Source organism: Streptomyces thermovulgaris (genome assembly GCF_002155915.1).
In the GTDB taxonomy this organism is placed as follows: Bacteria; Actinomycetota; Actinomycetes; order Streptomycetales; family Streptomycetaceae; genus Streptomyces; species Streptomyces thermovulgaris.
In genome coordinates, this window is the sequence record NZ_MUME01000008.1 from 1 (window position 1) to 21,133 (window position 21,133).

Sequence of the window (21,133 nt, forward strand, 5' to 3'; positions counted from 1 at the left end):
GCCGGGGGACCGGCGGCCGGCACCCGGGCGGATCCGGCTCGGCAGCCCCCGGCCGCGCCTGCGGGCGGTCGGGATCGCGCTGACCCTGGTGATGCTCGTCTTCACCGCGCGGCTGCTGCAGGTGCAGGTGATCGACGCGAGCGCGTACGCCGCCAAGGCCGACGAGAACCGGTACGTCGTGCACACCCTGGCCGCCGAGCGGGGCGGCATCACCGACCGCAACGGGGTGACGCTGGCGACCAGCGTGGACGCCGACGACATCACCGCCGACCCGACGATGTTCACCCGGGAGCAGCTGGAGATCGACGACGGTCCCGAGCAGGCGGCCGCCCTCCTCGCCCCGATCCTCGGGCAGGACCAGGACACGATCGCCAAGAAGCTCCGCACCCCGAACACCCGGTACGTGCTGCTCGCCCGCCGCCAGGCCCCGCAGGTCTGGAAGCAGATCAAGGACCTGAAGACCGCGCTCGCGAAGAAGGCCCGGGCGGACAGGACCAAGAGCACGGTCAACGTCCTCGCCGGTGTCTTCTCCGAGCCCAGCANNTCGCCGCCGGGGTGCTGGGCTGGGTCAACGCCGAGGGCAAGGGCGGCGGCGGTCTGGAGCAGCAGCTGAACGAGCAGCTGGCCGGCAAGCCCGGCAAGATCCGCTACGCCCAGTCCGGCGGCCGCGAGGTGCCCACCGCCGGCTCCACCGAGACGCCCGCGGTGCCCGGCTCCGACGTGGAGCTCACCATCGACCGCGACATCCAGTGGGCCGCCCAGCACGCCATCACCGAGCAGGTCAGGAAGTCCGGGGCGGACCGCGGCTACGTCATCGTGCAGGACACCCGCACCGGCGAGATCCTCGCCATGGCCAACTCCCCCGGCTTCGACCCCAACGACCTGTCCCGCGCCGACCCGTCCGCCCTCGGCAACGCCGCCGTCCAGGACGCCTTCGAGCCCGGCTCCACCGCCAAGGTCATCTCCATGGCCGCCGTGCTGGAGGAGAAGGCGGCCACACCGCTCACCCATGTCGTCGTGCCCAACCGGCTGCACCGCGGCGACCGGCTCTTCCAGGACGACGTCGACCACGAGACCTGGTATCTCACGCTCAACGGCGTGCTCGCCAAGTCCAGCAACATCGGCACCATCCTGGCCACCGGCCAGCTCGGCAGGACCCAGCAGGAGGCCAACAAGGTCCTCTACTCCTATCTGCGCAAATTCGGCATCGGCGAGCCGACCGGACTCGGCTTCCCCGGCGAGACCAGGGGCATCCTCGCCCCGCCCGACAAGTGGTCCACCTCGCAGCAGTACACGATTCCTTTCGGCCAGGGCGTCTCCATCAACGCCCTGCAGGCCGCGTCCGTCTACTCGACCATCGCCAACGGCGGGGTCCGCATCCAGCCGACCCTGGTGCGCGGCACCCGGGACGCCGACGGCCGCTTCACCCCGGCCCCCGAGCCGGAGAAGAAGCGGGTCGTGAGCGAGAAGACGGCCAGGGAACTCGCGCAGATGCTGGAGTCCGTGGTGGACGACGAGCAGGGCACCGGCGTCAAGGCGCGCATCCCCGGCTACCGCGTCGCGGGCAAGACGGGCACCGCCAACCGTGTGGATCCGGCCACCGGCAGATACCGTGGCTACACCTCCTCCTTCGCCGGGTTCGCCCCCGCCGACAACCCCCGTGTCACCGTCTACTGCGCGATCCAGAACGCCACCCGCGGCAGCTACTTCGGCGGCCAGATCTGCGGCCCGATCTACAAGCAGGTCATGGCATTCGCACTGAAGACGCTCCAGGTGCCGCCGACCGGGACCAAGCCCGCGAACCTGCCCGTCGAATTCAAGCCGTGACCGGCGCCCGGCGCCCCTCACGCCCCCTCCCCGCCCGGCATCACCCCAACGGAAGACCCAGGAACCAGCCGTGACAACGATCACCTCCGGCCCCGGCGACAGCCTCCCGCCCCGGCCCTCACTTCGCTCCGAGGCAGGTACGCCGGGTACGCTCACGGCCGTGCCACACGCTGATCAGTCCCAGACCACCGACAAAGGCGCTTCCGTGACGCATCCGGGACCGCCGAGACCGGCCCGGGTCCCCGCCACGCCTCTCGCGGAGCTCGCCGGTCAGCTGGGGGTCGCCGCCCCGGACGGCGCGGTCGAGGTCACGGGCATCACCCATGACTCGCGCGCCGTACGCCCCAAAGACCTGTACGCCGCCCTGCCCGGCGCCCGCGCGCACGGCGCCGACTTCGTCGCCCAGGCGGCGGGTCTGGGCGCGGCCGCCGTGCTCACCGACCCCTCCGGCGCCGAACGCGCCGCCGCGACCGGACTGCCGGTCCTGGTCGTGGACGACCCGCGCGGGCGGATGGGCGAGCTGGCGGCCACGATCTACGGCCGGCCGGGCCGCGACCTGCTCCAGATCGGCATCACCGGCACCTCCGGCAAGACCACCACCTCCTACCTCGTCGAGGGCGGTCTGAGGACCGCGAAGTCCACCGGACTGATCGGTACGGTCGAGACGCGCATCGGCGAGGAGCGCATCAAGTCCGAGCGCACCACCCCCGAGGCCACCGATCTGCAGGCCCTGTTCGCGGTCATGCGCGAGCGCGGTGTCGAGGCGGTGGCCATGGAGGTCTCCAGCCACGCCCTGGTGCTCGGCCGGGTCGACGGCTGCGTCTTCGACGTCGCCGTCTTCACCAACCTCAGCCCGGAGCACATGGAGTTCCACTCCGGCATGGAGGACTACTTCCGGGCCAAGGCCCAGCTGTTCACCCCCGGGCGCAGCAGGCTCGGCGTGATCAACCTCGACGACGAGTACGGGCGCCGGCTCGCCGGGGAGGCCACCGTCCCGGTCGTCACCTTCTCGGCCGAGGGCCACCCGGACGCCGACTGGCGCGCCGAGGACGTCCGGACCGGCCCGGTCGACTCCACGTTCACGGTGGTCGGCCCCGAGGGCCAAAGGATCAGCGCCCGCTCGCCGCTGCCGGGCCCGTTCAACGTGGCCAACACCCTCGCCGCCGTCGTGGCGCTGGCCGCCGCGGGCCTGGACCCGCAGACCGCCGCCGACGGCGTCGCCGCCGTGCCGGGCGTGCCGGGCCGCCTGGAGCGCGTGGACGCCGGACAGCCGTATCTGGCGGTCGTCGACTACGCGCACAAGACGGACGCCGTCGAGTCGGTCCTCAAGGCCCTGCGCAAGGTCACCAAGGGCCGGGTGCATCTCGTGCTCGGCTGCGGCGGGGACCGCGACCGGAGCAAGCGCGCGCCGATGGGCGCCGCCGCGGCCCGGTTCGCCGACACCGCCGTGCTGACCTCCGACAACCCCCGCTCCGAGGACCCGCTCGCCATTCTCGCCACCATGCTCGAGGGCGCCGCCTCGGTGCCCGCGCACGAACGCGGCGAGGTGCTCCTGTTCGAGGACCGGGCCGCCGCCATCGCCGCCGCCGTCGCCCGGGCCCGGCCCGGCGACACCGTGCTGGTCGCCGGCAAGGGCCACGAGCAGGGCCAGGACATCGCCGGAGTGGTCCGTCCCTTCGACGACCGCCAGGTGCTTCGCGAAGCCATCCAGAACACCCAGGGATGAACCTCCGTCACCACCCGGGGACGAGAATCCTGAAGGCCCAGGGATGAAAATCCAGAAGACCAGGGGATGAACTTGTGATCGCCCTCTCCCTCGCCGAGATCGCAGAAGTCGTCGGCGGGCAGATGCACGACATACCGGATCCGTCCGTGAGCGTCACCGGACCCGTCGTCCGGGACTCCCGCGAGGCGGCGCCCGGCAGCCTCTTCGTCGCCTTCGTCGGCGAACGCGTGGACGGCCACGACTTCGCCGCCGCCGCCGCCGAGGCGGGCGCGGCCGCCGTACTGGCGTCCCGGCCCGTCGGCGTGCCCGCGATCGTGGTCGAGGACGTGCAGACCGCCCTCGGCGCCCTCGCCCGCCATGTCGTGCGCCGGCTCGGTGCGACCCTTGTGGCACTGACCGGCTCCGCGGGCAAGACCAGCACCAAGGACCTCATCGCCCAGGTGCTCCGGCGCAAGGCGCCGACCGTGTTCACACCGGGCTCGCTCAACAACGAGATCGGGCTGCCGCTGACCGCGCTGAGCGCCACCGAGGAGACCAGGTTCCTCGTGCTGGAGATGGGCGCCCGCGGCATCGGCCACATCCGCTACCTCACCGGACTGACCCCGCCGAAGGTGGGCGTCGTGCTCAACGTCGGCAGCGCCCACATCGGCGAGTTCGGCGGCCGCGAGCAGATCGCCCGGGCGAAGGGCGAGCTGGTGGAGAGCCTGCCTTCCGCCGAGGAGGGCGGTGCCGCGGTCCTCAACGCCGACGACCCCCTGGTGCGGGCCATGGCCTCCCGTACGAAGGCGAAGGTGATCCTTTTCGGAGAGTCCGGCGAAGCGGACGTACGCGCCGAGAACGTGAGACTCACGGACAGCGGGCAGCCCGTCTTCCGGCTTCATACACCCTCCGGTGCATGTGATGTGACCATGCGCCTGTACGGTGAGCATCACGTGTCGAACGCGCTCGCCGCGGCCGCCGTCGCCCACGAGCTGGGCATGTCCGCGGAAGAGATCGCCACCGCGCTCTCCGAGGCGGGCTCTCTCTCCCGCTGGCGGATGGAGGTCACCGAGCGCCCGGACGGCGTGACCGTCGTCAACGACGCCTACAACGCCAACCCGGAGTCCATGCGGGCCGCCCTGCGCGCGCTCGCGGCGATGGGCCGGGGACGGCGGACCTGGGCGGTGCTCGGCAAGATGGCCGAGCTCGGGGACGAGGCGCTCGCCGAGCACGACGCGGTCGGGCGGCTCGCCGTCCGGCTCAACGTCAGCAAGCTCGTCGCAGTTGGGGGCAGGGAAGCGTCCTGGCTGCAACTGGGCGCATATAACGAGGGTTCGTGGGGTGAGGAGTCGGTGCACGTGTCCGACGCACAGGCGGCGATCGACCTGTTGCGCAGCGAGGTACGGCCGGGGGACGTCGTGCTCGTGAAGGCGTCCCGTTCGGTCGGTCTGGAGAGCGTCGCCCAGGCGCTGCTCGAGGCCGGTGCCGAGGGTGAGGTTGCCGCCCGATGATGAAGCAGATCCTGTTCGCGGGTGTCATTGGCCTCTTCCTGACCCTGATCGGCACCCCGCTGCTGATCAAGCTCCTGGCACGCAAGGGCTACGGTCAGTACATTCGCGACGACGGCCCGCGCGAGCACGCCAGCAAGCGCGGTACACCGACCATGGGCGGCATCGCCTTCATCCTGGCGACGGTCGCCGCGTACTTCCTGTCGAAGGTGATCACGGGCAAGCCCCCGACCTACACGGGTCTGCTGGTGCTGGGCCTGATGGTCGGCATGGGCCTGGTCGGCTTCCTCGACGACTTCATCAAGATCGTCAAGCGTCGTTCGCTGGGCCTGCGGGCCAAGGCGAAGATGGCCGGCCAGCTGATCTTCGGTGTCGTCTTCGCGGTGCTCGCGCTGCAGTTCCCGGACAACCGCGGCAACACCCCCGCCTCCACCAAGCTGTCGTTCATCACCGACTTCGGCTGGTCGATCGGCCCGGTGCTGTTCGTGGTCTGGGCGCTGTTCATGATCCTGGCGATGTCGAACGGCGTGAACCTCACCGACGGTCTGGACGGCCTGGCCACCGGTGCCTCGGTGCTCGTCTTCGGCGCCTACACCTTCATCGGCGTCTGGCAGTACCAGGAGTCCTGCGCCAACGCGCAGACGCTGACCAACCCGGGCGCCTGCTACGAGGTGCGCGACCCGCTCGACCTCGCGGTCGTCTCCTCCGCGCTGATGGGGGCCTGCCTCGGCTTCCTGTGGTGGAACACCTCGCCCGCCAAGATCTTCATGGGCGACACCGGCTCGCTCGCGCTCGGCGGTGTGCTCGCGGGCCTGGCGATCTGCTCGCGCACCGAGCTGCTGCTCGCGCTGCTGGGCGGCCTGTTCGTCCTCATCACCATGTCGGTGATCATCCAGGTCGGTTCCTTCCGGCTCACCGGCAAGCGCGTCTTCCGGATGGCACCGCTCCAGCACCACTTCGAACTCAAGGGCTGGTCCGAAGTGCTCGTGGTGGTCCGTTTCTGGATCATTCAGGGCGTCTGTGTCATTGTCGGACTCGGTATCTTCTACGCGGGATGGGCAGCTGACAAGTGACCGACTGGCAGGGGAAGCACGTCACCGTCGCCGGACTCGGGGTCTCCGGGGTCCCGGCGGCCAAGGTCCTCAGCGGCCTCGGCGCGAAGGTCACCGTCGTCGACGACGGCGACGACGAGCGGGCCCGGACGCAGGCCGAGGAGCTGGAGGCGCTGGGTGTCGCCGTGCGCCTGGGCGACGGTGACACCCTGCCCGACGGCACCGAGCTGATCGTCACCGCGCCCGGCTGGAGGCCGGACAAGCCGCTGTTCCTCGCCGCCGGGCGGGCCGGCGTCCCCGTCTGGGGCGACGTCGAACTCGCCTGGCGGCTGCGCGGCCGGGGCGGCCGCCAGGCCGCCCCCTGGCTCGCCGTCACCGGCACCAACGGCAAGACCACGACCGTGCGGATGCTCGCCTCCATCCTGGAGGCGGCCGGTCTGCGCACGGCCGCGGTCGGCAACATCGGCGTCTCCCTGCTGGACGCCGTCCTCGGCGGGGAGCAGTACGACGTCCTCGCCGTCGAACTCTCCAGCTACCAGCTGCACTGGGCGCCCTCCGTGCGCGCCCACTCCGCCGCCGTCCTCAACCTCGCCCCGGACCACCTCGACTGGCACGGCTCCATGGAGGCCTACGCCGCCGACAAGGGGCGCATCTACGAGGGCAACCGCGTCGCCTGCGTCTACAACGCCGCCGACAAGGCCACCGAGGACCTGGTGCGCGAGGCGGACGTCGTGGAGGGCTGCCGGGCCATCGGCTTCACCCTGGGCACCCCCGCCCCCTCCCAACTCGGCGTCGTGGACGACATCCTGGTCGACCGCGCCTTCGTCGAGAACCGGCACAGGAACGCCCAGGAGCTGGCGGAGATCTCCGACATCGGCGCGGCGGGCGCCCGTTCCGTCGCCCCGCACAACATCGCCAACGCCCTTGCCGCGGCGGCCCTCGCCCGCGCCTACGGCGTGCCGGCGGCGGCGGTCCGGGACGGTCTGCGGGTCTTCACCCCCGACGCCCACCGCATCGCGCACGTGGCCGATGTGGACGGCGTGGCCTACGTCGACGACTCCAAGGCCACCAACACCCATGCCGCCCAGGCCTCGTTGGCGTCGTACGAGTCGATCGTGTGGATCGCGGGCGGTCTGGCCAAGGGCGCGACCTTCGACGAACTGGTCGCACAGGCGGCGAAACGGCTGCGCGGTGCCGTCCTCATCGGCGCCGACCGCGCCCTGATCCGCGACGCCCTCGCGCGACACGCCCCCGAAGTACCCGTCGTCGACCTCGACCGGACCGACACTGGGGCGATGCTCCAGGCCGTCCAGGAGGCGCGGCGGCTGGCACGGCCCGGTGACACGGTCCTGCTGGCCCCGGCCTGCGCCTCCATGGACATGTTCGCCAACTACATCAAGCGCGGCGAGGCGTTCGCCCGGGCTGTGTCCGAACTCGGTGCCTGACCCCGGCCGCCTGCGCCGCCGGGCGACCTCGGGAGGGAGGCGTGGGACTCGTGAGCCGAGCCGGATTTGCGTGGCCGACGTACAGCGGAGGCCCGGATGCCCGGTAGCCCCCGAAGCCGCACGGGACGCCCGCCCGTGCAGCGGGCCGTCGCACGTCCCCCGGCCGCCGGACCGGGGGACGGGAACCCCCTGCGCAATCCGGTCGTCCGCATGCGCAGGGCCTGGGACCGCCCGCTCACGGCCTACTACCTGCTCCTCGGCGCCAGTCTGCTGATCACCGTGCTGGGGCTGGTGATGGTCTACTCGGCCTCCCAGATCACCGCGCTGCAGATGTCGCTGCCCGGCTCGTACTTCTTCCGCAAGCAGCTGCTCGCCGCCGCGATCGGCGCCGGGCTGCTGCTGGCCGCCGCCCGGATGCCGGTCAAGCTGCACCGGGCGCTGGCCTACCCGATCCTGGCCGGCGCGGTGTTCCTGATGGCGCTGGTGCAGGTGCCGGGGATAGGGGTGGCGGTCAACGGCAACCAGAACTGGATCGCGCTGGGCGGCTCCTTCCAGATCCAGCCCAGCGAGATCGGCAAGCTGGCCCTGGTGCTGTGGGGCGCCGACCTGATCGCGCGCAAGCAGGACAAGCGGCTGCTGACCCAGTGGAAACACATGCTGGTGCCGCTCGTCCCGGTCGCCTTCCTGCTGCTCGGCCTGATCATGATGGGCGGCGACATGGGGACGGCGATCATCCTCACCGCGATCCTGTTCGGCCTGCTGTGGCTGGCGGGCGCGCCCACCCGGCTGTTCATGGGCGTCCTGGCGTTCGCCGCCGTGATCGGCGCCCTTCTGATCCGGTCCAGCCCCAACCGGCTCGACCGGTTCGCCTGCGTCGGCTCCACCGACGCGGAGAAGTGCTGGCAGGCGGTGCACGGCATCTACGCCCTCGCCTCCGGCGGGCTGTTCGGCTCCGGGCTCGGCGCCAGTGTGGAGAAGTGGGGCCAACTCCCCGAAGCCCACACGGACTTCATTTTCGCCGTCACCGGTGAGGAACTGGGCCTGGCAGGCACGCTGTCGGTGCTCGTCCTGTTCGCGGCTCTAGGCTATGCGGGCATCCGCGTGGCCGGACGCACGGAGGACCTCTTCGTGAGATACGCCGCGGGAGGCGTGACCACCTGGATCACCGCTCAGGCGGTGATCAACATCGGTGCGGTGCTCGGTCTGCTGCCGATCGCCGGCGTCCCGCTCCCGCTGTTCTCCTACGGGGGGTCCGCCCTGCTGCCGACCATGTTCGCCGTCGGGCTGCTGATCGCCTTCGCGCGTGACGAGCCCGCTGCGCGGGCGGCGCTTGCCATGCGGCAACCACGCTTTGGTAGAAAGCGGACGGGAGGCCTGACGTCCGGGCGGGGATCCGACCGCGCATCCGGCCGCGGGCCTCGGAGATGGAACACGATGTGACGGCGTGCCTAGCGGCGCGTTCGTCCGGAGAGCGGTGAATTTCGGTGCATGTCGTACTCGCCGGCGGAGGTACCGCGGGCCACATCGAGCCCGCGCTCGCCCTCGCGGACGCCCTGCGCAGGCAGGATCCGACCGTGGGGATCACGGCCCTGGGCACGGAGCGCGGCCTGGAGACCCGGCTCGTGCCCGAGCGGGGCTATGAGCTCGCACTGATCCCGGCGGTGCCGCTGCCACGCAAGCCCACCCCCGAGCTGATCACCGTTCCGGGCCGGCTGCGCGGCACCATCAAGGCGGCCGAGCAGGTCCTGGAGCGCACCAAGGCCGATGTGGTGGTCGGCTTCGGCGGTTACGTCGCCCTGCCGGGCTATCTGGCGGCCAAGCGGCTCGGTATCCCCATCGTCGTCCACGAGGCCAACGCCCGCCCGGGCCTGGCCAACAAGATCGGTTCGCGCTACGCCACCCGGGTCGCCGTCTCCACCCCCGACAGCAAGCTGCGGAACGCCCGCTACATCGGCATCCCGCTGCGCCGTTCCATCGCCACCCTGGACCGGGCGGCCGTGCGGCCCGAGGCCCGGGCGGCCTTCGGGCTGGACCCCAACCTGCCCACGCTGCTGGTCTCCGGCGGCTCGCAGGGCGCCCGCCGGCTCAACGAGGTCGTCCAGCAGGTCGCGCCCAAGCTCCAGCAGGCGGGCATCCAGATCCTGCACGCGGTCGGGCCGAAGAACGAACTGCCCCAGGTGCAGCAGATGCCGGGAATGCCGCCGTACATCCCGGTAAGTTACCTTGATCGTATGGACCTCGCGTACGCCGCGGCCGACATGATGCTCTGCCGCGCCGGCGCGATGACCGTCGCCGAACTCTCCGCCGTCGGACTTCCGGCCGCCTATGTCCCGCTGCCCATCGGCAACGGCGAACAGCGGCTGAACGCCCAGCCGGTGGTCAAGGCCGGCGGCGGACTGCTGGTCGACGACGCGGAGCTCACCCCGGAGTGGGTGCTGCAGAACGTCCTGCCCGTGCTCGCCGACCCGCACCGGCTCTACCAGATGTCCCGTGCCGCCAGCGAGTTCGGCCGCCGGGACGCCGACGAGCTGCTCGTCGCCATGGTGTACGAGGCGATCGCGGCACACCGTCAGGATCATTAGGACGCCGTATGCACGGAAGGGCTTGAGAGCGTGGCCGGACCGACCGCCGCCGAACGCGGTGACCTTCAGCAGGAGTCGTCCGGCCCGCCTCGAAGCCGCCGGTTCGGACGGCCGCGCCCTCGTACGATCGTCATCCTTTCTCTGGCCGTCCTGCTCCTCAACGCCGGTGCGCTGTGGATGCTGTACGGCTCGCAGTGGACGCATGTGAAGCGCGTCTCCGTCTCCGGGACGCGGGTCCTGACCCCGCAGGAGGTGCGCGCCGTGGCGAGGGTGCGGCTGGGAAGCCCGCTGATTTCCGTCGACACCGACGCGGTCGCGGCCCGGCTGCGCGGCGAATTGTCCCGCATTGAATCGGTCGACGTCGAACGCTCGTGGCCCGACGAGATCGAGCTGAAAGTGGTCGAGCGCACTCCGGTCATGGTGGAGGAAAAGGGCGGAAAGTTCGTCGAAGTGGACCGCCACGGTGTCCGGTTCGCCACGGTTTCCCAGGCGCCGAAAGGGGTGCCGGTGCTGGAATTGTCGCTTTCCCGGTCGAGCTCGGCGGCGGCGAGCCTGCGGCGGTTCGACGAGAAGCGGCTCGTGCGCGAGGCGGTCACGGTGGCCGCCCGGATTCCCGCCGCGGTCGCCCGGGAGACGAGAGCCGTCAAGGTCCGCACCTATGACGACATCTCACTGGAGTTGAACGACGGGCGCACCGTCGCCTGGGGGAGCAGCGAGCACAGCCCTCTGAAGGCCCGTGCGCTCACCGCGTTGATGAAAGCGGCACCCGAGGCCCGGCACTTCGACGTCAGGGTTCCCACCGCCCCTGCGTCATCAGGGAGTTGACGGGTATCCAGGCAGGCCAGCACCCTGGCTGGGCAGCGCTATGCCTGATCACATAGGGTGAAAAGAAAAACGGGAGGTTCGGCGTGTTCGTTGAACGGGCGCCACGTGTCGACTTAGTGTCCTGTTCCGAGGACTTCAGGGAACAGACACACTGGTAACCCTAAACTTCAGGGTTAGGGTTCGGGTCGGCATTCGGACCGTCCCATTCGGCATCAGTCGCCGGTTCGCGGCAGGACCGCGGACGGCGACACGTAACTCGAGGCGAGAGGCCTTCGACGTGGCAGCACCGCAGAACTACCTCGCAGTCATCAAAGTCATCGGTGTCGGCGGCGGTGGTGTCAATGCCATCAACCGGATGATCGAGGTCGGTCTCAAGGGCGTCGAGTTCATCGCCATCAACACCGACGCGCAGGCTCTGTTGATGAGCGATGCCGACGTCAAGCTCGACGTCGGCCGCGAACTCACCCGCGGACTCGGCGCCGGCGCCAATCCGGCCGTGGGCCGCAAGGCCGCCGAGGACCACCGCGAGGAGATCGAGGAGGTCCTCAAGGGGGCCGACATGGTCTTCGTGACGGCCGGGGAAGGCGGCGGCACCGGCACCGGCGGCGCGCCCGTCGTGGCCAACATCGCTCGTTCGCTCGGTGCCCTCACCATCGGCGTGGTCACGCGCCCGTTCACCTTCGAGGGACGGCGCCGCGCCAACCAGGCCGAGGACGGCATCGCCGAGCTCCGGGAAGAGGTCGACACCCTCATCGTCATCCCCAACGACCGGCTGCTGTCCATCTCGGACCGCCAGGTCAGCGTGCTCGACGCGTTCAAGTCCGCGGACCAGGTGCTGCTGTCCGGTGTGCAGGGCATCACCGACCTGATCACCACCCCCGGCCTGATCAACCTGGACTTCGCCGATGTGAAGTCGGTCATGTCCGAGGCCGGTTCGGCCCTGATGGGCATCGGCTCGGCCCGCGGCGACGACCGCGCGGTGGCCGCCGCCGAGATGGCGATCTCCTCGCCGCTGCTGGAGGCCTCCATCGACGGCGCCCGGGGCGTGCTGCTGTCCATCTCCGGCGGCAGCGACCTCGGTCTGTTCGAGATCAACGAGGCCGCCCAGCTGGTCAGCGAGGCCGCGCACCCCGAGGCCAACATCATCTTCGGCGCGGTCATCGACGACGCCCTCGGCGACGAGGTCCGGGTCACCGTGATCGCGGCCGGGTTCGACGGCGGCCAGCCGCCCGCCCGCCGGGACAACGTCCTCGGCTCGACCGCCTCCCCCTCCGCCTCCCCGGCCCCGGTCCGCCGCGAGGAGCCGACGCCGGTGCGGCAGCCGGAGAGCCGTCCGACCTTCGGCACGCTGGGCAGCGTGACGCCGAAGGAGGAGCCGGAGCCCGTCGCTCCGGAGCCGGCGCGCGACCTGCCTCCCGCCGCCCCGCCGGTCACGCCGCCGCGGCCCGCCTACACGGACAGCGCGGCCGAGGAACTGGACGTACCGGACTTTCTCAAGTGATAGGACAGCACGACACCGTGAACGGCGCGCACTTCGCCTTCACCGACCGGTGGGGCGGAGTGAGCGCCGTTCCGTACGAGGAGCTGAACCTCGGTGGCGCGGTGGGCGACGACCCCGCCGCCGTGCGCGCCAACCGGGAGCGGGCCGCCCGGGCCCTCGGACTGGACCCGGACCGGGTGGTCTGGATGAACCAGGTGCACGGCGCGGAGGTGGCGGTGGTGGACGGCCCGTGGACGGACGCCGCCGGCATCCCGTCCGTCGACGCGGTGGTGACCAGGCAGCGGGGGCTCGCCCTCGCCGTGCTGACCGCGGACTGCGTGCCGGTGCTGCTGGCCGACCCGGTGGCCAAGGTGGCCGCCGCGGCCCACGCCGGACGGCCCGGCCTGGTGGCCGGGGTGGTCCCCGCCGCCGTGCGCGCCATGATCCGGCTCGGTGCCGAGCCGGACCGGATCGTCGCCCGCACCGGCCCCGCCGTGTGCGGCCGGTGCTACGAGGTTCCGGAGGCGATGCGCGCGGAGGTGGCCGCCGTCGAGCCGGCGGCGTACGCCGAGACGAGCTGGGGCACACCGGCCGTCGATGTGAGCGCCGGGGCGCACGCGCAGCTGGAGCGCCTCGGGGTGCACGACCGGCAGCAGTCGCCGGTGTGCACACGGGAGTCGAAGGATCACTTCTCGTATCGCCGCGACCGCACCACCGGTCGGCTCGCGGGCTATGTCTGGCTGGACTGATGGGGCACGACGGAGGCATGACGGACCACAAGGACGACCGCAGGGACGAACTCGCGGCGAATCTGGCGAAGGTGGAGCGGCGCATCGCCGATGCGTGCGCCGCCGCGGGCCGGTCGCGCGAGGAGGTGACCCTTGTCGTGGTCACCAAGACCTACCCGGCCTCGGATGTGCGGATCCTGTCGGAGCTCGGTGTACGTCATGTGGCCGAGAACCGGGACCAGGAGGCGGCACCCAAGGCCGCCGAATGTGCGGATTTGCCCCTTACTTGGCACTTTGTCGGTCAACTTCAGACCAATAAGGTGCGATCCGCGGTCGGTTATGCCGATGTCGTGCAGTCCGTCGACCGCGCCCGGCTGGTCACGGCACTCTCGAAGGAGGCCGTGCGGGCGGGACGCGAGGTGGGCTGCCTCATCCAGGTCGCGCTGGACGCGGGGGAGAGGGACCGGGGAGAGCGGGGAGGTGTGGCACCCGAGGGAGTCGAGGAGCTGGCCGACCTGGTCGCACGGTCCGAGGGGCTGCGGCTCGACGGGCTGATGACCGTCGCCCCGCTGACCGGCGAGTACGCCGGCCGTCAACGGGCGGCGTTCGAGCGGCTCATGGATTTGTCGACCGACCTGCGCAGAGCCCATCCGGCTGCCACCATGGTCTCGGCAGGGATGAGCGGGGACCTCGAGGACGCCGTGGCGGCCGGAGCGACACATGTGCGCGTCGGCACCGCGGTACTCGGAGTCCGCCCCAGGCTCAGGTAACGTCGCCAAGAAGTCGGACCACAGCAGAAAATATGGTCAATACCGCCGGACACGGCGCAACGACCTCGTGGATCGCGGGCACTTGGCGGTCGTCAGCGGATCCACCACAGAGCGGAGGACTCAGAGCATGGCCGGCGCGATGCGCAAAATGGCGGTCTACCTCGGCCTCGTGGAGGACGATGGGTACGACGGCCGGGGATTCGACCCCGATGACGACTTCGAGCCCGAGCTGGACCCGGAGCCCGAGCGTGACCGCCGACGGCACGAGCCGTCTCATTCCTCACATGGAACACACGGTGCACACCAGCCCCAAAGGGATGAATCGGTACGCGCGGTGCAGCCTCCGGCGCCGCGCGAGCCGGTGTCCCCCTCGACTTCGCTTCCGGCGGAATCCGGGCGTCCGGCGCGCATCGCGCCCGTGGCATCCATCACACAAGAACGCGCGAGCCTGGAGAAGAACGCACCGGTGATCATGCCCAAGGTCGTGTCGGAACGTGAACCGTACCGGATCACCACACTTCACCCCCGGACCTACAACGAGGCCCGTACCATCGGGGAACACTTCCGCGAGGGCACGCCGGTGATCATGAATCTGACTGAGATGGACGACACAGATGCCAAGCGACTTGTCGACTTTGCGGCGGGTTTGGTGTTTGGTCTTCACGGCAGCATCGAGCGGGTGACGCAGAAGGTGTTCCTGTTGTCGCCTGCTAACGTCGATGTCACGGCGGAGGACAAGGCCCGCATCGCAGAGGGCGGGTTCTTCAACCAGAGCTGAGAGCACTACCGGCACCGGCGGAAGCCGGCACGACAGGGGAGAGGGAAGCACCGGTCATGGATGTAGCCCTGGAGGTTCTCTACATCGCACTGATGGTCTTCCTCATCGTGCTCATCTTCCGGCTGGTCATGGACTATGTGTTCCAGTTCGCGCGCTCATGGCAACCCGGCAGGGCGATGGTGGTCGTTCTGGAGGCCACCTACACTGTCACCGATCCACCACTGAAGCTTCTGCGGCGATTCATCCCGCCGCTGCGTCTCGGGGGCGTGGCGCTAGACCTGTCCTTCTTCGTTCTGATGATCATCGTCTACATCCTGATCTCCATCGTGGGAAGCCTCGCGAGGTGACCTGTGGACGATACGGTCTTGCCGACTGCCGATGACTACCTTGAGGTGAAGAGATGCCGTTGACCCCCGAGGACGTGCGGAACAAGCAGTTCACGACCGTCCGCCTCCGGGAAGGCTATGACGAGGACGAGGTCGATGCCTTCCTCGACGAGGTCGAAGCCGAGCTGACCCGTCTGCTCCGCGAGAACGAGGATCTGCGCGCCAAGCTGGCCGCCGCCACGCGTGCTGCTGCCCAGAACCAGCAGAACATGCGCAAGCCCCCGGAGGACCAGCCGCAGGGCCAGCAGGGGATGCGCGGGCCTGGCGCTCCGGTCCCCGCCGGGATATCGGGCCCGCCGCAGCAGCAGATGGGCGGCGGCCCCATGGGCGGCCCGCCCCAGCTGCCGAGCGGTGCCCCGCAGCTTCCCGCCGGCCCGGGCGGCCAGGGTCCCGGCGGTCCGATGGGCCAGGGTCCCGGCGGACCCATGGGCGGCCCGATGCAGGGCATGGGTCCCGGCGGACCCATGGGCGGCCCGATGGGCCCGATGGGCGGCCCCGGCGGCGACAGCGCCGCACGCGTCCTGTCGCTGGCCCAGCAGACCGCCGACCAGGCGATCGCCGAGGCGCGCGCCGAGGCCAACAAGATCGTGGGCGAGGCCCGTTCGCGTGCCGAGGGGCTGGAGCGTGACGCCCGGGCCAAGGCCGACGCGCTGGAGCGGGACGCGCAGGAGAAGCACCGTGTGGCCATGGGCTCCCTGGAGTCCGCCCGCGCCACGCTGGAGCGCAAGGTCGAGGACCTGCGGGGCTTCGAGCGCGAGTACCGCACGCGTCTGAAGTCGTACCTGGAGTCGCAGCTGCGCCAGCTGGAGGCCCAGGCCGACGACTCGCTGGCCCCGCCGCGGACCCCGGCGACCGCGTCTCTGCCGCCGTCCCCGGCGCCCTCCATGGCTCCGGCCGGTTCGAGCTCCCCGTCGTTCGGCGGCAACCAGTCGGTGGGCAGCGGACCGAACCAGTCCGGCGGACCGTCCTTCGGCGGACAGCAGCAGATGTCCCCGGCGATGACCCAGCCGATGGCGCCGGTGCGCCCGCAGGGTCCCTCGCCGATGGGTCAGGCGCCGTCGCCCATGCGGGGCTTCCTGATCGACGAGGACGACAACTGACAACTGAACAGCTCGTGACGCGTTGCGCGTGACGAGGTAGGCATCGGCAGCCTGCGAGAACGGCCCCGGAGGATCTCCCTCCGGGGCCGTTCTCGCGTGTGCGGCTCCATGAGCGGGACCTGTGGGGTGTGCGGGGGCCTTCCGCCCCCCCCGGGCACGGCCCCCTCGGCAGGGCGCAGGGGGAGGCAGCCCACCGCACCTTTGAACAGACGGGTGGGGGCGGGCCGGGGAGCGAAGTCCCCGGGCCGCCCCCGAAGAGCCGTGCCTACGCCTTGCGGAGGCGGAAGGTCAGGGACAGCCCCTCGTCGGTGAAGGCCTCCCCGAAGGTGTCGTCCCCCTCTCCCCGGGCGAAGTCCGTCGCCAGGACCTCCTCGGCGATGAGACCGGCGTGCTCGCTCAGTGCGGCGACCGTCGCCGGGTCCGCCGAGGTCCAGCGGAGCGCGATGCGGTCGGCCACGTCGAGGCCGCTGTTCTTGCGGGCCTCCTGGATGAGGCGGATCGCGTCCCGGGCCAGGCCCGCACGCCGCAGTTCCTCCGTGATCTCCAGGTCCAGGGCCACCGTCGCGCCCGCGTCGGACGCCACCGACCAGCCCTCGCGCGGGGTCTCCGTGATGATCACCTCGTCGGGGGAGAGGGTGATGGTCTCACCGTCCACCTCCACCGACGCCGTGCCCTCCCGCAGGGCCAGCGACAGCGCCGCCGCGTCCGCGTTCGCGATGGCCTTGGCCACGTCCTGGACCCGCTTGCCGAACCGCTTGCCCAGCGCCCGGAAGTTGGCCTTCGCGGTGGTGTCCACCAGGGACCCGCCGACCTCGCTCAGCGACGCCAGGGAGGAGACGTTCAGCTCCTCCGCGATCTGCGCGCGCAGCTCCTGGCCCAGGGACTCGAAGCCCGCCGCCGCGATCAGCGCGCGCTTGAGCGGCTGGCGCGTCTTGACGCCCGACTCCGCACGCGTGGCACGGCCCAGCTCCACCAGCCGCCGCACCAGCGCCATCTGCTGCGACAGCTCCGGGTCGACCGCCGACAGGTCCGCCTCCGGCCAGGTGGCCAGGTGCACCGACTCCGGCGCCCCCGGGGTCACCGGCACCACCAGGTCCTGCCAGACCCGCTCGGTGATGAAGGGGGTGATCGGCGCCATCAGCCGGGTCAGCGTCTCCAGCACCTCGTGCAGCGTGCGCAGCGCGGCCTTCTCGCCCTGCCAGAAGCGGCGGCGCGAGCGGCGGACGTACCAGTTGGACAGGTCGTCGATGAACGCCGACAGCAGCTTGCCGGCGCGCTGGGTGTCGTACCCCTCCAGCGCCTGGGTGACCTGGTCGGTCAGCCCGTGCAGCTCACCGAGCAGCCAGCGGTCCAGCAGCGGGCGGTCGGCCGGGGCCGGGTCGGCCTCGGAGGGGGCCCAGCCGGACGTACGGGCGTACAGGGCCTGGAAGGCGACCGTGTTCCAGTACGTCAGGAGCGTCTTGCGGACGACCTCCTGGATGGTGCCGTGCCCCACCCGGCGGGCCGCCCACGGCGAGCCGCCGGCCGCCATGAACCAGCGCACCGCGTCCGCGCCGTGCTGGTCCATGAGCGGGATCGGCTGGAGGACGTTGCCCAGGTGCTTGGACATCTTCCGGCCGTCCTCGGCGAGGATGTGCCCCAGGCACACGACGTTCTCGTAGGAGGACCTGCCGAAGACCAGCGTGCCGACCGCCATCAGCGTGTAGAACCAGCCGCGGGTCTGGTCGATGGCCTCGCAGATGAACTGCGCCGGGTAGCGGGACTCGAACAGCTCCTTGTTCTTGTACGGGTAGCCCCACTGCGCGAACGGCATCGACCCCGAGTCGTACCAGGCGTCGATGACCTCCGGCACGCGCGTGGCCGTCCTGCCGCACTGCGGGCAGGGGAAGGCGACCTCGTCGATGAACGGGCGGTGCGGGTCCAGCGCCGACTGGTCGGTGCCGGTCAGCTCGGTCAGCTCCGCGCGGGAGCCGACACAGGTGAGGTGGCCGTCCTCGCAGCGCCAGATCGGCAGCGGGGTGCCCCAGTAGCGGTTGCGGGACAGCGCCCAGTCGATGTTGTTGTTCAGCCAGTCGCCGTACCGGCCGTGCTTGACGTTCGAGGGGAACCAGGTGGTCTTCTCGTTCTCCGCCAGCAGCTGGTCCTTGATCGCGGTGGTACGGATGTACCAGGACGGCTGGGCGTAGTACAGCAGCGCGGTGTGGCAGCGCCAGCAGTGCGGATAGCTGTGCTCGTACGGCAGGTGCCGGAAGAGCAGACCGCGCTCGGCGAGGTCCTCGGTGAGCTTCTCGTCGGCCTTCTTGAAGAAGACGCCGCCGACCAGCGGCAGGTCCTCCTCGAAGGTGCCGTCCGGGCGGACCGGGTTGACCACGGGCAGCCCGTAGGAGCGGCAGACCTTCAGGTCGTCCTCACCGAAGGCGGGGGACTGGTGGACCAGGCCCGTACCGTCCTCGGTGGTGACGTACTCGGCGGTGACCACGAAGTGGGCCGGCTCGGGGAACTCGACCAGCTCGAAGGGACGCCGGTAGGTCCAGCGCTCCATCTCGGCACCGGTGAAGGTCTCGCCCGTGGGCTCCCAGCCCTCGCCGAGCGCCTTGCCGAGGAGCGGTTCGGCGACGACCAGCTGCTCCTCGCCGTTCGTCGCGACGACATAGGTCACCTCGGGGTGCGCGGCCACCGCGGTGTTGGACACCAGCGTCCAGGGGGTGGTCGTCCACACCAGGAGCGAGGCCCGGCCGGCCAGCGGACCGGAGGTGAGCGGGAAGCGGACGTAGACGGACGGGTCGACGACCGTCTCGTAGCCCTGGGCCAGCTCGTGGTCGGACAGGCCCGTGCCGCAGCGCGGGCACCAGGGGGCCACACGGTGGTCCTGGACCAGCAGGCCCTTGTTGAAGATCTCCTTCAGGGACCACCAGACGGAGTCGATGTACTCCGGGTCCATGGTGACGTACGCGTCGTCGAGGTCGACCCAGTAGCCCATGCGGGTCGTCAGCTCGGCGAAGGCGTCGGTGTGCCGGAGCACGGACTCGCGGCACTTGGCGTTGAACTCGGCGATGCCGTACTTCTCGATGTCCTGCTTGCCGGTGAAGCCGAGCTCCTTCTCGACCGCCAGTTCCACCGGCAGGCCGTGGCAGTCCCACCCCGCCTTGCGCGTGACGTGGTAGCCGCGCATGGTGCGGAAGCGGGGGAAGACGTCCTTGAAGACACGCGCCTCGATGTGGTGGGCGCCCGGCATGCCGTTGGCCGTGGGCGGTCCCTCGTAGAACACCCACTCGGGGCGGCCCTCGGACTGCTCCAGGCTCTTGGCAAAGATCTTCTGCTCGCGCCAGAAGTCGAGCACGGCGTGCTCGAGCGCGGGCAGGTCGATCTGAGCGGGCACCTGACGGTACTGCGTCATCGATCTTCCTCCGGCGGATGTCCTGCCTTCCGTCGGAGGGACGAGAGCTTTGCTGCCTCACGCCGCGTGCGGCGCGCTCCCGCGGTACCACCCTCCTTGGCCCCCCGGTGCGCCGTACGCTCCGGTGAACCCCCTCATTGGAATCGCGAAGCCGGTTCTACTGACCCTCGGGCTGCCCCTCGGGCGTTCTTCCGGCGGCTCCGGGGTGATCTTCACGTCGCGCTCGCCCCCGGGCTCCCACCGTCCCCGGGTCGCTCTGGGCTGCGTACGGCGCTACTCGTCCCCATCAACGCTTTTCGCTCCGCCCAGTGTACGGCGCCCGAAGGACGGCGGCCGACCGGTTTCCCCGGACGGGCACTGACCCGAATGGCGTGGTGGAGGCGTTCGGACCGCAGGAAGCGCGGCTGAACGGATTACCCGGCGAAGAGCTGGGCACAACGCATTCATGTCGGTCCCGCGGCACGTGCGGGGCGGGCGGATCGGGCGGCGTGCCCCGTTGCCGCGGGACTCGAGTCGATTTATCGTCCCAGCACGATTCGCGAACAAGATCACAATATGTGAAGGGGCCGCGGCCATGGTGGCGAAGAAGACCGCCGAGCAGTCGGCGTCCGGCAGGTCCCGGAGCACCGGTGCCACCGGCGACGAGGTCGGAAGGCCCACTCGGGCGGTGGCCCGAGCCACGGCCGCGAAGGAGGCGGCGGCCATGAGGAAACCGCCCGCAGCAGGGTCCGCCGGGGCCGCGCAGGCATCCTCTGCGCAGGGCAGGCGGAGGACGGCTGCGAAGACGACGGACGCGAGGAGGACCGGGGCGGCGCAGCCCCCGCCGGAGCGGACCGCGCCGGGGACACCGGACCCGAAGGAGCCGGCGGAGGAGAGGTCCGCCCGCAGGGAGCCCCGCACCCGGGGCGCCGGCAGGAGCACCGGCAGGAAGAGCACGGCCAAGAAGACGGGCGCGGCGCGGGCCGCACGGCAGACGGGAGCCACGACGGTGGTTGCGAAGAAGACGTCCGAGACGGCCGCGACGGAGAAGACCGCCGTCCCCAAGGCGCGCATCGCCGCGGTGGTGGACCCGGCCGACCTCCCCGTGCGTCCGGGCGAGGACCCCTGGACCCCGGAGGAGGTCGCCGAGGCGCGCGCGGAGCTGCAGTCCGAGACGGAACGGCTGCGCAGCGAGATCAGCTCCTCCGAGGCGTCCCTCGCGGGCCTGATGCGGGACTCCGGCGACGGCGCGGGGGACGACCAGGCCGACACCGGTACCAAGAACATCACGCGTGAGCACGAGATGGCGCTGACCGCCAACGCGCGTGAGATGCTCACCCAGACCGAGCGTGCCCTGCAACGGCTCGACGCGGGCACCTACGGTCTGTGCGAGAACTGCGGCAACCCCATCGGCAAGGCCCGTATGCGGGCCTTCTCGCGGGCCACCCTGTGCGTGGAGTGCAAGCAGAAGCAGGAACGCCGGTACTGATCGTCCTTCGAGGGGTGCCGTAGTCTCGTCCTCAGTCAGGTACCTAGGTCGAGGGACTCACGTGGCAGAGGCGGAGCGCATC

Annotated in this window: 14 protein-coding genes and 2 pseudogenes; 15 read left to right on the top strand and 1 reads right to left on the bottom strand. The window is 70.8% G+C overall.

Features of this window, described 5'->3' with window-relative positions:
• The 14 genes and pseudogenes from CCN35_RS00450 to CCN35_RS00515 all read left to right on the top strand — a co-directional run.
• A pseudogene (locus CCN35_RS00450) lies at positions 1 to 1,827 on the top strand (peptidoglycan D,D-transpeptidase FtsI family protein); the annotation flags it as partial.
• Between the two features lie 205 nt (positions 1,828 to 2,032).
• On the top strand, positions 2,033 to 3,553 hold the full coding sequence (locus CCN35_RS00455; protein ID WP_067392820.1) for a UDP-N-acetylmuramoyl-L-alanyl-D-glutamate--2,6-diaminopimelate ligase: 1,521 nt from the start codon (positions 2,033 to 2,035) through the stop codon (positions 3,551 to 3,553).
• A 74-nt stretch (positions 3,554 to 3,627) separates the two neighbouring features.
• Positions 3,628 to 5,043, top strand: coding sequence for a UDP-N-acetylmuramoyl-tripeptide--D-alanyl-D-alanine ligase (locus CCN35_RS00460; RefSeq protein ID WP_067392823.1), 1,416 nt, complete (start codon positions 3,628 to 3,630; stop codon positions 5,041 to 5,043).
• A complete protein-coding gene (gene mraY / locus CCN35_RS00465; protein ID WP_067392827.1) occupies positions 5,040 to 6,113 on the top strand; it encodes a phospho-N-acetylmuramoyl-pentapeptide-transferase in 1,074 nt (357 codons plus the stop codon). Before CCN35_RS00460 ends, mraY begins: the two co-directional genes overlap by 4 nt.
• Positions 6,110 to 7,537 (top strand): UDP-N-acetylmuramoyl-L-alanine--D-glutamate ligase, encoded by a 1,428-nt coding sequence (gene murD / locus CCN35_RS00470; protein ID WP_067392832.1) that lies wholly within the window; start codon positions 6,110 to 6,112, stop codon positions 7,535 to 7,537. Before mraY ends, murD begins: the two co-directional genes overlap by 4 nt.
• Positions 7,538 to 7,633: 96 nt before the next feature.
• A pseudogene (ftsW, locus tag CCN35_RS00475) lies at positions 7,634 to 9,015 on the top strand (putative lipid II flippase FtsW).
• A 6-nt stretch (positions 9,016 to 9,021) separates the two neighbouring features.
• The gene (gene murG, locus CCN35_RS00480) at positions 9,022 to 10,119 is read left to right on the top strand and encodes an undecaprenyldiphospho-muramoylpentapeptide beta-N-acetylglucosaminyltransferase (protein ID WP_067392839.1); all 1,098 of its coding nucleotides are present in this window, start codon (positions 9,022 to 9,024) and stop codon (positions 10,117 to 10,119) included.
• A gap of 30 nt (positions 10,120 to 10,149) precedes the next feature.
• Positions 10,150 to 10,944: a cell division protein FtsQ/DivIB gene (locus CCN35_RS00485; protein WP_067392842.1), complete on the top strand. Its 795-nt coding sequence runs from the start codon at positions 10,150 to 10,152 to the stop codon at positions 10,942 to 10,944.
• Between the two features lie 277 nt (positions 10,945 to 11,221).
• Complete coding sequence (gene ftsZ, locus CCN35_RS00490) at positions 11,222 to 12,445, top strand: cell division protein FtsZ (RefSeq protein WP_067392845.1); 1,224 nt, start codon at positions 11,222 to 11,224, stop codon at positions 12,443 to 12,445.
• Positions 12,442 to 13,173, top strand: coding sequence for a peptidoglycan editing factor PgeF (pgeF, locus tag CCN35_RS00495; RefSeq protein WP_067392848.1), 732 nt, complete (start codon positions 12,442 to 12,444; stop codon positions 13,171 to 13,173). The genes ftsZ and pgeF overlap by 4 nt, the downstream gene beginning before the upstream one ends.
• A gap of 17 nt (positions 13,174 to 13,190) precedes the next feature.
• On the top strand, positions 13,191 to 13,922 hold the full coding sequence (locus CCN35_RS00500; protein ID WP_086791146.1) for a YggS family pyridoxal phosphate-dependent enzyme: 732 nt from the start codon (positions 13,191 to 13,193) through the stop codon (positions 13,920 to 13,922).
• A 127-nt stretch (positions 13,923 to 14,049) separates the two neighbouring features.
• Entirely contained in the window at positions 14,050 to 14,700 is a 651-nt protein-coding gene (locus tag CCN35_RS00505; protein ID WP_086791148.1) for a cell division protein SepF, read from the top strand.
• 56 nt (positions 14,701 to 14,756) lie between these two features.
• Positions 14,757 to 15,047, top strand: a complete 291-nt coding sequence (locus tag CCN35_RS00510; protein WP_067392855.1) for a YggT family protein — start codon at positions 14,757 to 14,759, stop codon at positions 15,045 to 15,047.
• Positions 15,048 to 15,100: 53 nt separating this feature from the next.
• Positions 15,101 to 16,186: a DivIVA domain-containing protein gene (locus tag CCN35_RS00515; RefSeq protein WP_067392862.1), complete on the top strand. Its 1,086-nt coding sequence runs from the start codon at positions 15,101 to 15,103 to the stop codon at positions 16,184 to 16,186.
• A 265-nt stretch (positions 16,187 to 16,451) separates the two neighbouring features.
• Here CCN35_RS00515 and ileS read toward each other — a convergent pair whose 3' ends face one another.
• Complete coding sequence (ileS, locus tag CCN35_RS00520; protein WP_211285476.1) at positions 16,452 to 19,583, bottom strand: isoleucine--tRNA ligase; 3,132 nt, start codon at positions 19,581 to 19,583, stop codon at positions 16,452 to 16,454.
• Positions 19,584 to 20,157: 574 nt separating this feature from the next.
• On the opposite strand from ileS, the gene CCN35_RS00530 reads away from it, so the two are divergent.
• A complete protein-coding gene (locus tag CCN35_RS00530) occupies positions 20,158 to 21,051 on the top strand; it encodes a TraR/DksA family transcriptional regulator (RefSeq protein WP_067392865.1) in 894 nt (297 codons plus the stop codon).
• Positions 21,052 to 21,133: the final 82 nt, after the last annotated feature.